The organism is Nocardia camponoti (assembly GCF_014646135.1).
In the GTDB taxonomy this organism is placed as follows: domain Bacteria; phylum Actinomycetota; class Actinomycetes; order Mycobacteriales; family Mycobacteriaceae; genus Nocardia; species Nocardia camponoti.
The window spans coordinates 1,313,816-1,328,412 of sequence record NZ_BMMW01000001.1 but is presented as its reverse complement, the minus strand read 5'-3'; the positions used below and the strand labels follow the sequence as shown (position 1 = coordinate 1,328,412).

The following is a 14,597-nucleotide window of genomic DNA, read 5'->3' as shown; positions in this document are numbered from 1 at the left end:
CCACACCCGAGCGGTGCATCGATGACAGGATGACCGCATGTTGCCTACCGTCAACGAGCTGCTCGCCGACCAGTTTCGTGCCGCTGACCCGCTGGTACTCGCTGGTCGATCGAGCCTGGACCGCACGGTCGGGTGGGTGCATTCGAGTGAGATCTTCGAGATCAGCCCGCTGTTGGCGGGTGGCGAACTGCTGCTCACGACTGGGCTCGGCCTTGCTGGCGTCGACGCCGGTACGCGGCGGCACTATGTGCGCGAGATCGCCGCCCGTGACGTCGCCGGGGTGGCGATCGAGGTGGGCCGCACCTTCGACACCGTGCCGCCGGACATGATCGCCGAAGCGTCGCGCGCCCGACTGCCGCTGATCGCGTTGCGTACCGTCGTGCCGTTCATCGAACTGTGTCGGTCGGCCAACACCGCGATCGTGTCGCGTGAGGTGTCGCTGCTGCGGCGCGTTGACCAGCTCACCGCTGAACTGCTAGCCGACCTTGGTGCCGGACACGGTCCAGCGCGATTGCTTGCCCGAGTCGGCGCGGTGACCGACTGCCCACTGGTCTTGACCGCGAACAGCGGGGCGCTCGTCGCCGCGCACGGGGTCGACGATGACCGATCTGCTTGGGCCGCAGTCGATTCCGCCACCGCGACGGCCACCATCCGCGTGCGGGACACCACGTGGGGCACGCTCACCGCCGGGCCCGGCTCCCCGCTTGATTCGGTGACTCTCCGCGCGGTCCTCGCGCGTGCTGCCGAGGCGCTCGCCCCCGCGCTCGTTCAGGTCGCCACCCCGACCGGCGCGCCGCGTCGGGTTGCCGCGCGACTGCTCGCGGACCTATTGGGCGACAAGCAGATTCGCGTCGCCGACCTGCGGACCCGGTTGGCCGCCGCCGGTGCGAGCGGTACGGCGTGGGTGCCGGTCGCGGTTGATGCGCCCGAGCCGAGGATCGCAACGCGACTGCTCGACAGCGCCATGCGCGACCTCGGTCGACCCGCCGTCATCGGCGACGTGCACGCGACGGTCTACGGCCTCGTCGCCATTGAGCACACCGCGACCGATCCGGTCACCGATGTCGCCGATGCCTTGCGAAAAGCACGCGCCGCCAACCGAATTGATGGCGTGACCATCGTCGTTGGCGAACCCGATGGAGTCGACGCCGCCAAGCTGGCCGCCGCGCTTCGCACGACCGGGTCAGCGCTCGCGCTCGCGGTGCGCCGCCGCCGCGACGGCCTGCGCCAACCGGTCTTCACCACCCGCGAACTGGCCGCCGACCTGCTTGTCGCGGCGATCCCGTCGACCGAACGCGCGCACCTCGTGCGCTCGACCCTCGCACCGCTGATCGCGTGGGATGCCGCCCACGGCACCGCGCTCACGTCGACCCTCGACCACTTTCTGCGTAACGGCGGCAGCGCAACCCGGTGCGCCGCCGCCCTCCACATCGGTCGCCAGTCGCTCTATCAGCGCATCGACCGCATCAAGGCACTGCTTGGCTATGACCCGACCAGCCCAGAACTGGCAGGCACCCTGCTCCTTGCGCTCACCGCGCACCGACTCACCGATCAGACCGACTGAGTCGCCTTGTCGGCGTCGATCTGCTTGCGGCCAAGAATCAAATACAGCGCGCCAGCGAGAACGAATCCGACGAAGAAGGTGATGTCGCCCAGCGCGGGGAATTCACGGACAAGATAGCCGGTGAATTTCGCCTGATTCGAGAACAGCAGCACCGAAACAACAAGGCCGACAACAAAAGCGGTGACGCCAGCCCAATTCTGGTAACCGCGTGCGTAAAGCAGCGGTCGAATATCGGTGCCGCGCCGCAAGTATTGGTCAGCGAACATCACGCCGAGCCACGGCCCAATCCAGTACGCGACGATCAGCAGGAACGCCTCGTAACCGGCGGCGGCGTCCGGCAGCGCCCACCAGGCGACGAGGAAACCGACAACACCGAATAACGCTGAGACGAGCGCGCGTTGGGTTCGCACGGGCAATTTCACGCCGATCGTCACAAACGCCATCGCGCCGGAATACACATTGAGCGCGTTCGCCGCGATCGCGCCGACGGTAATCGCCACGAGCGTCAAGTTCGCGAGCGCGCCCGGCAGGTTCGAGGTGAAGATATCGGTTGGGCTGCCGGTCGCCGAGCTGATGATCGTCGCCGACGCAGCGCCAAGCGACGAAAGCCACAGGCAGGAAAGGAAAAGTCCGGTTGCCGCGTAGCCGCCCACCGCACGCGCCGACACCGACGCGGGCAAATAGCGGGAGTAGTCCGCCGCGTAGGGATTCCAGCCGCCCGCGTAACCAAACGCCGTTCCGACGGTCAGCAGGAACCCGGCGACGCCGCCAACTCCGCCGCTCGGCGCGGCACCAGTCAGGTCGGCCTTGCTGAAGATCACGACCGTCACCAGCGCGAATACCACCGCGAGGACGGGGAAGGCGTAGCGCTCGAACGCGTGCACGAGATTATGGCCAACCACCGCGAAGCCGGTTTGCGCGAGCACGATCAGGATCAGCGACGGCGCCTTTGGCAACCCGGTGAGCGTGTTCAACGCGAACGCACCCGACACGCTGTTAGTGGCGAACCAACCAACCCCGCACATCACCGACATGAAAGCGGCGGGCAACGCGTTGCCGCGATAGCCAAAAGCCAAGCGGCCCAACACCATTTGCGGCACACCATAGAGCGGCCCGCGTGCCGACAGCGCGTAATGCGCGCCCGCGCCCAAGCCAATGCCGAGCGCCAGCGCGAGGGTGGCTTGCCAGAAGGACATGCCGAACGCGGTCACCGAGAGCACGCCGATGAAGATCGTCGCGAATTCCAGATTGGGGGATGTCCAGGTCCACAGCAATTGTCGTGGCGTGCCGTGCCGCGCGTCGTCGGGGATGTGCTCATTGCCACCGGGCTCGACCGCGATCACGCGATCGGAGTAGCCCGGCTGGTGTTCGGTCGTAGCCATTCTTGAACGTTCGTCCAAGACTGGAGTCCGGACAACTGACAAAATGTCGGGCTATCGCTGCGGTGGCCTGGACAGTTCGTCCGCGACTGACGCGACGTCGGACCATCGCCCCTGAGGCTCTAGGCTGGTCAACTGTGCCGCACACGTCTGACGCCTCGATTGCCCCGCCGCCCGGCGACCCGAACTACCTCGTCGGGCTCGACCTGCGCGGGCGCAAAGTTGTCGTAGTTGGCGGCGGCACGGTCGCACAGCGCAGGCTCGGACTGCTCGTTGCCTCCGGTGCCGACGTGCATGTGGTCAGCAAAACCGTCACGCCCGCGGTCGAAGGAATGGCGACGGCCGGGCAGGTGACCGTCGAACTGCGGCCCTACGCCGAAGGCGACCTCGCCGACGCCTGGTACGCGATGGCCTGCACCGATGAGCCCGAAACCAACGCGGCCGTCGTCGCCGAAGCAACCGCGAACCGCATTTTCTGCGTGCGCGCCGACATCGCCCGCGACGGCACCGCCGTCACCCCCGCGACCGCCCGCTACGACGGCCTCACCCTCGGCGTGCTCGCCGGGGGCGCACATCGCCGCTCGGCCGCTGTCCGCAACGGGCTGCTTGAAGCGTTGCAGTCGGGTGCGGTCACTGATGACTCCGAACCGATGACGCCCGGCGTCGCGCTTGTCGGTGGCGGTCCCGGCGACCCCGATTTGATCACCGTGCGCGGCCGTCGCCTGCTCGCGCGCGCTGACCTCGTCGTCGCCGACCGGCTCGCCCCGCCGGAACTGCTCGCCGAACTCGGGCCGCACGTCGAGGTCATCGACGCCGCGAAGATCCCGTACGGCCGGTCGATGGCGCAGGAGGCGATCAACCTCGCGCTCATCGAAGGCGCGAAAGCGGGCAAGTTCGTTGTCCGGCTCAAGGGCGGCGACCCGTACGTCTTCGGGCGCGGGTACGAGGAGCTGGAAGCGCTTACGGCCGAAGGCATTCCGGTGACCGTGGTTCCCGGCATCACCAGCCCGATCTCGGTGCCGAGTGCGGCGGGCATCCCCGTCACGCATCGCGGCGTGACGCACGAATTCGTTGTCGTCAGCGGGCACGTCGCGCCCGATCATCCTGACTCGCTCGTCGACTGGAACGCGCTCGCGAAGCTGCGTGGCACGTTGGTGCTGATGATGGCCGTCGAACGCATCGACAAGTTCGCCGCCGCGCTGCTCGCTGGCGGCAAGCCCGCCGACACCCCGGCGGTCGTGATTCAAGAGGGCACGCTGCGCACCCAGCGCGTTGTCCGCGCCGATCTGGCCACCGTCGCCGAGACGGTCAAGGCCGAAGGGATTCGTCCGCCCGCGATTATCGTCGTCGGCCCGACGGCTGGATTCACGCTCGACCAGGTTGCCTACCCCGGCTGATCTGTAGCGCGGGTCACGTCAAGCGCGGGCTGGTTTACAGTGTTCGACGTGCTCGAAAATCCCGCTGCGACGAAGCAGTCCCCGAAGCAGTCGGCCTTCGGGCTCGCCATTCTCGTCCTCAGCGGCTTGCAGTTCATGGTGGTGCTCGACGGCACTGTGGTGATTTTCGCGCTGCCGCGACTTCAAGAGGAGATGGGGCTCAGCAGCTCCGGTGGCGCGTGGACGGTCACGGCCTACGGCCTCACCTTCGCCGGACTGATGCTGCTTGGCGGTCGCCTTGGTGACGTGTATGGGCGAAAGCGCATGCTGATCACCGGTGTCGCGGTGTTTACTGTCGCCTCGCTCGCGTGTGGGTCGGCGCAAGGCGAACTCACGCTGTTGATTGCCCGCGCGTTCCAAGGCGCGGGTGCCGCGATCGCAGCGCCAACCGCGTTCGCGCTGGTCGCGACTACTTTCGCGCCCGGTAAAGCGCGCAATCAGGCTGTCGCTGTTGTGGGTTCGATGGCAGGCATCGGCTCGGTGAGCGGCCTGGTGATTGGTGGCATGCTGACCGAGCTGTCGTGGCGGTGGATTTTCTGGATCAATGTGCCGATTGGCGCGCTGATCGTCGCGGGCGCGATTTACGCGCTGGCCGACACCGCGCAACACCGCGCGCCGCTCGACATTAAGGGCGCGATCCTCGGCACCTTCGCGTGCGCGTTGATCGTTTTCGGTGCTACCGAAGGGCCAACGTGGGGGTGGGGCAGCCCGGCGATCGTTGCGTCGTTGGCACTCGGTGTCGCGCTGCTCGTCGCGTTCGTGTTGATCGAACGCAAGGAAGCTGACCCGCTGCTGCCGTGGTCGCTGTTCGACCGCCGCGACCGCAACGCCACCTTCCTGCTGATCTTCCTGGCGGGCGCTGTGCTCGGCGCGATGACGTTCTTCGTCGCGCAGATGCTGCAAAACTCGCTTGGCTACAGCCCGCTCATGGCCGGTGTCGCGAGCATCCCGTTCACCATTGGTATCGGCATCGGTGGGGCACTCGCGTCAAAGGCCGCGATGGTGATTTCACCGCGCTGGTTGCTGTTCGGTGCCGCGCTCGTGCTTGCCGCCGGGCTGCTTTTCGGTTCGACGTTGGACCGCCACATCGACTACGTCACGACCCTGCTTCCCCTGCTGATCGTGATCGGTTTCGGCGTTGGCGTCGCGATGGTGCTCGCGCCGCTGTGCGTGCTCGTTGGCGTGCCGCCCGCCGATATCGGCCCACTCGCGGCCGTTGGCCAGATGTTCATGAACCTCGCGACCCCGATCGCGATCGGCCTGCTGACCCCCGTCGCCGCGTCGCGCACGTTGTCGCTTGGCGGCGACACGAAGGCGAAGGTCTCCGACCTCAACCCGACCCAACTCGACGCGCTCACGAGCGGCTACACGACGGTGCTGCTGGTCTGCGCTGGCATCGCGGTGCTCGCGGCGATTGTCGCGCTGACCGTGCGCTACACCCCGGCCGACTTGGCCGAGGCGCAGCACGCGCAGGAAGAAGCGCAGAACGCTTAACTGGTCGGCGGCCCGATAATCAGTTCGTGCCACGGCTTCGCCGCGACGCCGGTGAGTTCCGCCATCACATGCTTCACCTGGGTGTACTCGTCGAACGCGTACATCGACATGTCCTTGCCGAAGCCCGACGCCTTGAACCCACCGTGCGGCATCTCGCTCACGATCGGGATGTGGTCGTTGATCCACACGCAACCCGCGGCGATTTCGCGTGCGGCGCGTTGGGTGCGGAAAACGTCGCGCGACCAGGCCGAAGCCGCCAACCCGTACGCGGTGTCGTTGGCGAGAGCGATGGCTTCGTCGTCGGTGTCGAAGGGCAGACACACGAGCACCGGGCCGAACACCTCTTGCTGCACGATGGCCGAATCTTGTTGCGCGTCAACAATTAACGTTGGTTCGTAGTACCCGCCCGAACTGGCGAACTCCGGTGGAATGGCACCGCCGCGAACAACTTTCGCGCCAGCAGCCCGCGCGGCGTCGACCATCGCGGCAACGCGATCGCGATGCCCAGGCGAGATAAGCGACCCGAGATCGGTCGCCGGATCGTCAACCGGACCAATCCGCACCCCGTCCATCAGCTCAGCGGCCCGCGCGACAAACTCATCGAAGAGCGGGCGTTGAACGTAGGCCCGAGTAGCGGCCGTGCAGTCCTGACCAGCGTTAATGAGCGCACCAGCGACAGCGCCACGGGCGGCGGCGTCAAGGTCGGCATCATCGAAGACAACAAACGGTGCCTTCCCGCCAAGCTCCAAATGCACCCGCTTCACGGCACCCGCAGCAGTGGCGGCGACCTGCTTGCCAACCGCCGTCGACCCGGTGAACGACACCATCGCCACCGACGGATGGGCGACCAGCGCCGCACCGGCTTCGGCCCCGAACCCGGTGACCACGTTGAACACCCCGGCTGGAATCCCGGCCTCCACCGCCAGCTCCGCGAAGACCAGCGACGTGAGCGGCGTGAGCTCAGAAGGCTTGAGCACCACCGTGTTTCCCGCGGCGATCGCGGGCAACACCTTCCACGCCGCCATCTGCAACGGGTAGTTCCACGGGGCGATCGAGCCAATCACGCCGATGGGCTCACGCCGAATCGACGACGTGTGGTCGCCCGAGTACTCGGCGCTGGCTCGACCTTCCAATTGCCTTGCGGCACTGGCGAAGAAGCGCATGTTGTCGACAACGCCGGGGATATCGAACCCGGTAGCCAACTTGATCGGTTTGCCACCGCCGCGACTTTCCATCGCGGCCAATTCGTCGGCGCGCGCTTCAACCAGGTCCGCCCATCGCAACAATGCCGCCGATCGCTCGACGGGCGTCGTCGCCGCCCAGCAGGAAAAGGCCCGCGCGGCAGCTTCGACAGCCACCCCGACGTCTGCGGCGGAAGCGGCTGTGCCGGACGTGATTTCAAGGCCGGTCGCCGGTTCGACAATCGTGAGCGGCGCACCCGTTCCAGCGCGCCGCTCACCATCGATGTACTGCAGTTTCATCTGAGAAGTCCTAGCTCGTGTACGCGTCAGCGACGGTGAGTGCCTGATCCAAAATGGCAAGCCCCTCCTTCGCCTCCGACTCAGTGAGCACGCACGGCGGCACCGCGTGCAGCCGGTTGAAATTCACGAACGGGAGCAGCCCGCCAGCACGGCACGCGGCAACAAGCTCGCCCATCGCCGGGCTGGTTCCGCCATAGGGCGCGAGGGGTTCCTTCGTCGCCTGCTCACGCACGAGTTCGAGCGCCCAGAACATGCCGAGCCCGCGTACCTCGCCCACGCTGGGGTGGCGCGACGCCAATTCGCGCAGGCCAGGGCCGAGTACCCGCTCGCCAATATCGGCCGCGTTCTCGACAATTCCTTCGTCGGCCATCGCGTTGATGGTCGCGACAGCGGCGGCGGTGGCGAGCGGATGACCCGAATACGTGAGCCCGCCCGGGTATACCCGATCGGCGAAGGTTGCCGCGATTTCCGCGCTAATCGCGACACCGCCCAGCGGCACATAGCCCGAGTTGACGCCCTTGGCGAAGGTGATCAGATCCGGGACCACATCGAAATGCTCGATGGCGAACCACTTTCCGGTGCGGCCGAAGCCGGCCATCACTTCGTCGGCAATGAAGACGATGCCGTGCCGGTCGCACAGTTCGCGTACGCCCTGCATGTATTCGGGTGTCGGCACCATGATCCCGGCCGTGCCCGGCACCGATTCCAGGACGATGGCCGCGATGGTCGACGGCCCTTCCAACTCAATCGTCCGTGCCAAATGCGCAAGTGCCCGTTCGGTTTCCTGCGCTTCATCGACCGAATGGAACTCCGACCGATACAGGAACGGGCCGAAGAAATGCACTGTGCCCGTGTTGCCGTGATCGTTGGCCCAGCGACGCGGGTCGCCGGTGACGTTCACCGCTGTCTCGGTGCCGCCGTGGTAGGACCGGTACCGCGACAGCACCTTGTAGCGCCCGGTGTGTAGGCGCGCCATTCGCACCGCGTGCTCGATCGCGTCGGCGCCACCGTTGGTGAAGAAGATGGTGTCGAGGTCGCCCGGGGTGCGTTCGGCGATCAGTCGCGCTGCTTCCGACCGTGCCTCGTTGGCGAAATGCGGTGCGACAGTGCACAATTTGGCCGCTTGCTCGGCGATCGCGGCAACTACCTTCGGATGCTGATGCCCGATATTGGTGTTCACCAGCATCGACGAGAAGTCGAGCAACCGGTTGCCTTCGCCGTCGGTCACGTAGCACCCTTCGGCGCTGGTGAGGACGGTCGGGGTGAGCGTGGCCTGCGCCGACCAGGAGTGGAACACGTGCTTGCGGTCGAGTTCGTAGGCGCGCGCCGCTTCGGGAGAGAGTGCCATAACCGAAGAACTCCTTGTCACTTGTTCTGGGGGAAGCCGAGTTCGAGTCCACCATGACTCGGGTCAAGCCAGCGCGTTGTGATGGCTTTCGTGCGGGTGAAGAACTGCACGCCGTCGGTGCCGTGCGCGTGTGCGTCACCAAACAGTGAACTCTTCCATCCGCCAAAACTGAAGTAGGCCATCGGAACTGGGATAGGCACGTTGATGCCGACCATCCCGACCTCCACCTCGTGATGGAACCGGCGCGCCGCGCCACCGTCGTTGGTGAAGATCGCGGTGCCGTTGCCGTAGCGGTTGGCGTTGATCAACGCGACGGCCTCCTCATAGGTGTCGGCGCGTACCACCGACAGCACGGGGCCGAAGATTTCCTCGGTGTACACGCTCATCTCCGGCGTGACGTTGTCGAGAATCGTTGGGCCAAGCCAGAATCCGTCCGGCGCGCCTTCGACGGTGAGGTCGCGCCCATCGAGGGTCACCGTCGCGCCCGCCGCCTCGCCCGCGTCGATGTATTCGGCGACACGATCGCGATGCGCGCGGGTGATGAGCGGGCCCATGTCCGCGCCGGACGTGCCAACGCCGGTCACGATGCTCGACGCCCGGTCCGCGATCTTGCCAACCAATTCGTCGGCGATATCGCCAACGGCGACAACAACGCTGATTGCCATGCACCGCTCGCCCGCCGACCCGAAACCCGCGTTGACGGCGGCATCGGCGGCCAGATCGAGGTCGGCGTCGGGGAGTACGACCATGTGGTTCTTCGCGCCGCCAAGCGCCTGCACCCGCTTGCCCGCCGCCGTGCCACGCTGGTAGACGTACTTCGCGATCGGCGTCGACCCGACAAACGACACCGCCTTGATGGCCGGATTGTCGAGCAACTCATCGACGGCGGTCTTGTCGCCCTGCACCACGTTGAACACGCCGTCGGGCAGCCCGGCCTCCTGCCACAACCGCGCCAACCACAGCGCCGCCGACGGGTCCTTCTCGCTCGGCTTCAACACCACTGTGTTGCCCGCGCCAATGGCCAAGGGGAAGAACCACATTGGCACCATCGCGGGGAAGTTGAACGGCGCGATAATCGCGACCGGCCCGACCGGCTGCCGGATCGAGTAGATGTCGACATCGGTCGACGCGTTCTCGGTGAACGATCCCTTGAGCAAATGCGGGATGCCGCAAGCGAATTCGACAACCTCAAGCCCGCGCGTGACCTCCCCGAGCGCATCAGCGGCGACCTTGCCGTGCTCGGCGGTGATCACGGCCGCGAGTTCTTCCTTGCGCTCATTGAGCAGTTCACGGAATCGGAAAAGCACCTGCGTGCGCTTGGTGAGCGAGGTGTCGCGCCACTGCGCGAACGCGATGGCGGCGGCGTCGATCGCGGCGCGGGTGTCGGCCACGTCGGCGAGGGCGACCTGACCGGTGACTTCACCGCTGGCGGGGTTGGTGACGGGTGCGGTGGCCTCGGAAGTGCCGGTGACCGCTTTGCCGTCGATCCAGTGGCCGATCAGCTGCATGGAGTCCTCGATTCGCGCAGGGGGATAGGTGTCTCTACCTTGCGTGACGCCAACCTATCGCGCGACCGACGAAGTGTACGAAAATCGCGCTTTGATATTACGATCTGTCGATGCTCCTCACCGTTGCTGACGTCGTAGCGACCCCGGTCGTGCAGGCGGGCGAGCCCGAAATCGTGAGCGGGGTCAACCTCGACCGCGCGGTGCGCTGGGTCCATGTCAGCGACCAGGCCGACATCGCGAACGTGCTCGTCGGGGCGGAACTGATCCTCACCACCGGACAGGCACTCGCCGCGCCAGAGTCCGCGCGGGAACGGTACCTGCGTTCCCTCGCTGATGCGGGCGTTGCCGGACTTGTTGTCGAATTAGGTTCCTACGTCAGCGAATTGGGACCGGTTGTCGCCGACACCGCGCGCGAACTTGGCCTGCCGGTGATCGCGCTGCATCGTGTCACGCGCTTCGTGGAAATCACCGAAGCGGTGCATCGGGTGATCGTCGCCGACCAGTACGCCGAACTCGAATTCGCCCGCACCGTGCACGAAACCTTCACCGAGCTGAGCGTGCGAAGGGCCGCGCTCGCCGAAATCGTGCGGACCGCGGCGAGCATGCTTGACGCGTCGGTTGTCCTGGAAGACCTCGCCCATCGGGTGCTCGCCGCGACCGCTCGGCACACCAGCTCGTCGTCGCTACTCGACAACTGGGAGTCGCGATCGCGGATGTTGCCCGAAGGCGATCACGTCGTCGCCGTCGGGCCACACACCCAACGCTGGGGCCGCCTGATCCTGCGCTCCGAACGTGTCCACACCCCGCGCGCGAGGATGGTGCTCGAACGCGCCGCGCAAACGCTCACGCTGCATCGGATGATCGACACCGACCGCTTCGGCCTGCACCGTCGCGCCCAAACAGGGCTCATCGCCGACCTCATCGAAGGTCGCGTCACCAACGAACGCGACGCGCAAGCACGAGCCGCCGCCCTCGGTCTCGCGCGCCGCGCCCGATACGTGCCACTGGCCGTCGAGATCGAAACAACGACCGCTCCGTCGGATCCCGTTGCGGCCCAACGGCATTCCCTCGCCATCGTCGACGCCGTGACCCACGGACTCGGCCTCGCCAGCGCGTCGGCCCTGAGCGCGACGGAACTGGCGACGCCAACGGCAACCGAACAGCGGGGGACCGAGCGCATTGCGATTGTGTTGGCGATGTCGCCTGGGCGCGATGTGGACGATCAACTCGACCGCGTCTGCGCGACCGTCCTCGCCGAACTACGTCGCGTCGACGGCGTGCGTCGCGCGGTGATTGGCGTTGGCGCGGACTCGGACTCGCTTCTCGACGCGGCGCGTGAGCTGGTCGCGGCGGCGAGCGTGGCGTCGGTCGCGCGGTCACTCGCTGGCGGTCCCGATCGAATGTTCTTCCGCAGCGCGGACATTCGCCTGCGTGGTTTGCTCTCGCTGATCCGCGACGAACCGGGCGTCCAGAGTTTCGCCGAAACGGAGCTAAGCGCCTTGTTGCGCTACGACATTCGCCACGCCGCCGACCTCACCGGCACGCTCCGCCGCTTTCTTGACTTGGCGGGCAACAAGACGGAGCTGGCGCGGATCCTCAAGATCAGTAGGCCAACCCTCTATGACCGGCTCGCGCGCATCGAGCGCATCCTCGCCGTTGATCTTGATGACGGCGAATCGCGCACCTCGCTGCACACCGCGTTGCTGATTCGGGAACTGACCGGGGCCGACAAACTGTAAATCGGCGGCGACGAGGCTCATCGGTCTGTCAAAGATGAGACCTACGTCACATGTTTGTGCTCTAGCGGTAACCCCGTTTCACGTCGGCGCAATATTGGCGACCCGACAATCCTCACCAGGTCAAGTGACCAACGATGAGGGAGTTCGGATGGAATCGACAACACCCATTAGCGCGCCGCCGGGCGACGGAGTATCCCGGCTCAAGCCCAACGCGGTCGGTCTGCTCGGCGTGGTTTTCATGGCCGTCGCCACCGCGGCGCCGATCACCGCGATGACCGGCAACGTCCCGTTCATGGTCTCGTCGGGCAGCGGGATCGGCACCCCGGCCGCGTTCATCATTGCGATGATCGTGCTCGCGGTGTTCTCGGTCGGCTTCACCGCGATGTCGCGTCATATCACCGCGACCGGCGCGTTCTACGGCTTCATTTCCCACGGGCTCGGCAGGCGCGTCGGGCTGTCGGCGGGGGTGCTCGCCGCGTTCGCGTACATGGTGTTCGAACCCTCGCTGATCGGCATTTTCTCCAGTTTCGCGACTAACACCGTCGGTGATCAGTTCGGGGTCACCGTGCCGTGGTGGGTGTTCGCGATCCTGATGCTCGCGATCAACGCGTTCGGCACGTGGTTTGGTGTCGCGGTCGCGGAGAAGATTCTCATCGTGCTGCTGGTCACCGAAGTGGCGGTGCTCGCCGTGATGGGTGTCGCAGTCGCGCTGAACGGCGGTGGGCCCGATGGCTTTTCGCTTGATCCGATCAATCCGGTCAACGCGTTCACCGGTGTCTCTGCTGGGCTCGGTCTGTTCTTCGCGTTCTGGTCATGGGTCGGGTTCGAATCGACGGCGATGTATGGCGAAGAGTCGCGCGACCCGAAGCGCATCATCCCGAAGGCGACCATGCTCGCTGTCCTCGGCGTCGGCGTGTTCTACGTTTTCGTTTCGTGGATGGCGATCCTCGGCAACGGGCTTGACGGGTCGATGGCGCTCGCGTCGTCAGCGAGCCCGGCCGACCTGTTCTTCAACCCGACCGAGCACTACGTCGGGCAGTGGGCCGTTGTCGCGATGCAGTGGCTGATGGTCACCGGGTCGCTCGCGTGCGGCATGGCGTTCCACAACTGCGCGGCGCGCTACCTCTACGCACTCGGTCGCGAAGGTGTCGTTCCCGCGCTCAAGCGCACGATCGGTCGCACGCACGCCGCCCACGGCTCGCCGCACATCGCGGGTCTGGTCCAGACGGTGTTCGCCGGGCTGCTGTTGCTCGCGTTCGGCCTCGCGGGCAAGGATCCGTACGCGGGCACCTACACGCTGCTCGCGATCCTCGGCACCGCCGCGATCCTTGTTGTCCAAGCCACCTGTTCGTTCGCGGTGCTCGTGTACTTCCGCAACCATCACCCCGAAAGTCGGCACTGGTTCGCGACGTTCCTCGCCCCGCTCATCGGCGGCGTCGCGATGCTCGGCGTGGTCGCGTTGTTGATCTTCAACATGGACACCGCGGCAGGCGCGGAAGCGGATTCGTTTGTGCTGCGGGCAACTCCGTGGATCGTCGCGGTGATCGCGATCGCAGGCTTCGCCTACGCGCAGTACTTGAAGCAGCGCGCACCCGAGCGGTACGCGCTGCTAGGCAGGACGGTGTTGGAAGAATCGCACGAGCGCTAACTACAGGCGACCGAGGACCCGATCTGGCGTGATCCGCACGATCACGCGATCGGCGTCGTTGACCGAAGCCGGGTTGAACTCCGCATACGGCAACCCGGTGTAGCGCAGCGAAAGTTCGTTGGGCAGAGCCCGTTCCGGGTCGGGCGTCAGCGTGGCGGTGCCGACAATCTCCGCGTACAAAAACGGTCGGTCCGGCGGGTTCACCAACACCGAAATACGCGGGTCACGCACGAGATTCTTCGCTTGGGCGCGCGAGACGGTCGTTGAATAGAGCAGGTCGTCGCCGTCGCGTTTGATCCACACCACCGTTTGATGAGGCTGACCGTTTTTGCCAATCGTGGCGACGACGGCGTAGACGTTCGACTCGTCGAGGTAGGCCTTGAGCTCCGGGGAGAGTTCTGTCATGCCCGTGGGCAACACCACGTCGGCATCGCGCATTCCCAGATGTGTCGGTGCCCCGCGTTATTGTCCTCGCATGATCCGCATCGGGGTTACCAGCGTGTTTGTCGACGATCAGGCCAAAGCCGAAGGGTTTTATATCGACACCCTTGGCTTCGTATTGAAAGATAAAGTGCCGCTTGGTGCTTACGACTGGGTCACCGTCGTCTCGCCCGCCGACGTCAACGGCACGCAGTTGCTCCTTGAGCCCGACCAGCACCCGGCGGCCAAGGCGTACAAAACCGCGCTGTATGCCGAAGGTATTCCGGTGATGTCCCTTGCGGTCGACGACGTCGAGGAAGAACACCGCCGGTTGGAAATCCTCGGCGTGCGGTTCCAACAGCCGCCCACGGTCATGGGACCGGTTGTCACCGCGGTGCTCGACGACACGTGCGGAAACCTGTTGCAATTGGTCGCGCCCGTCAAGCCCTGAAAGTCGCGGGCATGCACAAGGGGATTGCCGTTTCTTTGTGACTTGATATCAGTTGTTTACAAAACCGTCGTGAGGTGTTTGCCTACCGGCGAGTATTGCTCCCGATATCGCAAGATCGGGAGGAACATT

11 protein-coding genes are annotated in these 14,597 nt (G+C 65.8%); 6 read left to right on the top strand and 5 right to left on the bottom strand.

Annotated features, from left to right (window positions below; all coding sequences use genetic code 11):
- Positions 1–37 precede the first annotated feature (37 nt).
- Entirely contained in the window at positions 38–1,564 is a 1,527-nt protein-coding gene (locus IEX78_RS06085; RefSeq protein WP_188827783.1) for a PucR family transcriptional regulator, read from the top strand.
- On the opposite strand, the gene IEX78_RS06080 is transcribed toward IEX78_RS06085, so the two are convergent.
- Complete coding sequence (locus tag IEX78_RS06080; protein WP_188827782.1) at positions 1,552–2,946, bottom strand: purine-cytosine permease family protein; 1,395 nt, start codon at positions 2,944–2,946, stop codon at positions 1,552–1,554. The two genes, IEX78_RS06085 and IEX78_RS06080, sit on opposite strands and share 13 nt — an antisense overlap.
- A gap of 134 nt (positions 2,947–3,080) precedes the next feature.
- Here IEX78_RS06080 and cobA point away from each other — a divergent pair, with 134 nt between their 5' ends.
- Entirely contained in the window at positions 3,081–4,340 is a 1,260-nt protein-coding gene (gene cobA, locus IEX78_RS06075) for a uroporphyrinogen-III C-methyltransferase (RefSeq protein ID WP_229683735.1), read from the top strand.
- A gap of 48 nt (positions 4,341–4,388) precedes the next feature.
- Entirely contained in the window at positions 4,389–5,873 is a 1,485-nt protein-coding gene (locus IEX78_RS06070) for an MFS transporter (RefSeq protein WP_188827781.1), read from the top strand.
- Here the strand turns inward: IEX78_RS06070 and IEX78_RS06065 are convergent.
- Genes IEX78_RS06065 through IEX78_RS06055 form a run of 3 tightly spaced genes read right to left on the bottom strand, consistent with a single transcriptional unit; the run spans position 5,870 to position 10,210 of the window.
- Positions 5,870–7,354: a gamma-aminobutyraldehyde dehydrogenase gene (locus IEX78_RS06065; protein ID WP_188827780.1), complete on the bottom strand. Its 1,485-nt coding sequence runs from the start codon at positions 7,352–7,354 to the stop codon at positions 5,870–5,872. The genes IEX78_RS06070 and IEX78_RS06065 overlap by 4 nt on opposite strands.
- Positions 7,355–7,364: 10 nt before the next feature.
- The gene (locus IEX78_RS06060; protein WP_188827779.1) at positions 7,365–8,702 is read right to left on the bottom strand and encodes an aspartate aminotransferase family protein; all 1,338 of its coding nucleotides are present in this window, start codon (positions 8,700–8,702) and stop codon (positions 7,365–7,367) included.
- A 17-nt stretch (positions 8,703–8,719) separates the two neighbouring features.
- On the bottom strand, positions 8,720–10,210 hold the full coding sequence (locus IEX78_RS06055; protein WP_188827778.1) for a CoA-acylating methylmalonate-semialdehyde dehydrogenase: 1,491 nt from the start codon (positions 10,208–10,210) through the stop codon (positions 8,720–8,722).
- A 110-nt stretch (positions 10,211–10,320) separates the two neighbouring features.
- Between IEX78_RS06055 and IEX78_RS06050 the strand changes: the two genes are divergently transcribed.
- Together IEX78_RS06050 and IEX78_RS06045 are read left to right on the top strand one after the other, a co-directional pair.
- Entirely contained in the window at positions 10,321–11,949 is a 1,629-nt protein-coding gene (locus tag IEX78_RS06050; protein ID WP_188827777.1) for a PucR family transcriptional regulator, read from the top strand.
- Between the two features lie 148 nt (positions 11,950–12,097).
- On the top strand, positions 12,098–13,597 hold the full coding sequence (locus tag IEX78_RS06045; protein WP_188827776.1) for an APC family permease: 1,500 nt from the start codon (positions 12,098–12,100) through the stop codon (positions 13,595–13,597).
- On the opposite strand, the gene IEX78_RS06040 is transcribed toward IEX78_RS06045, so the two are convergent.
- A complete protein-coding gene (locus IEX78_RS06040; protein ID WP_229683734.1) occupies positions 13,598–14,035 on the bottom strand; it encodes a PPOX class F420-dependent oxidoreductase in 438 nt (145 codons plus the stop codon).
- A gap of 40 nt (positions 14,036–14,075) precedes the next feature.
- On the opposite strand from IEX78_RS06040, the gene IEX78_RS06035 reads away from it, so the two are divergent.
- The gene (locus IEX78_RS06035) at positions 14,076–14,468 is read left to right on the top strand and encodes a VOC family protein (protein ID WP_188828269.1); all 393 of its coding nucleotides are present in this window, start codon (positions 14,076–14,078) and stop codon (positions 14,466–14,468) included.
- The last annotated feature ends 129 nt before the right edge of the window (positions 14,469–14,597 follow it).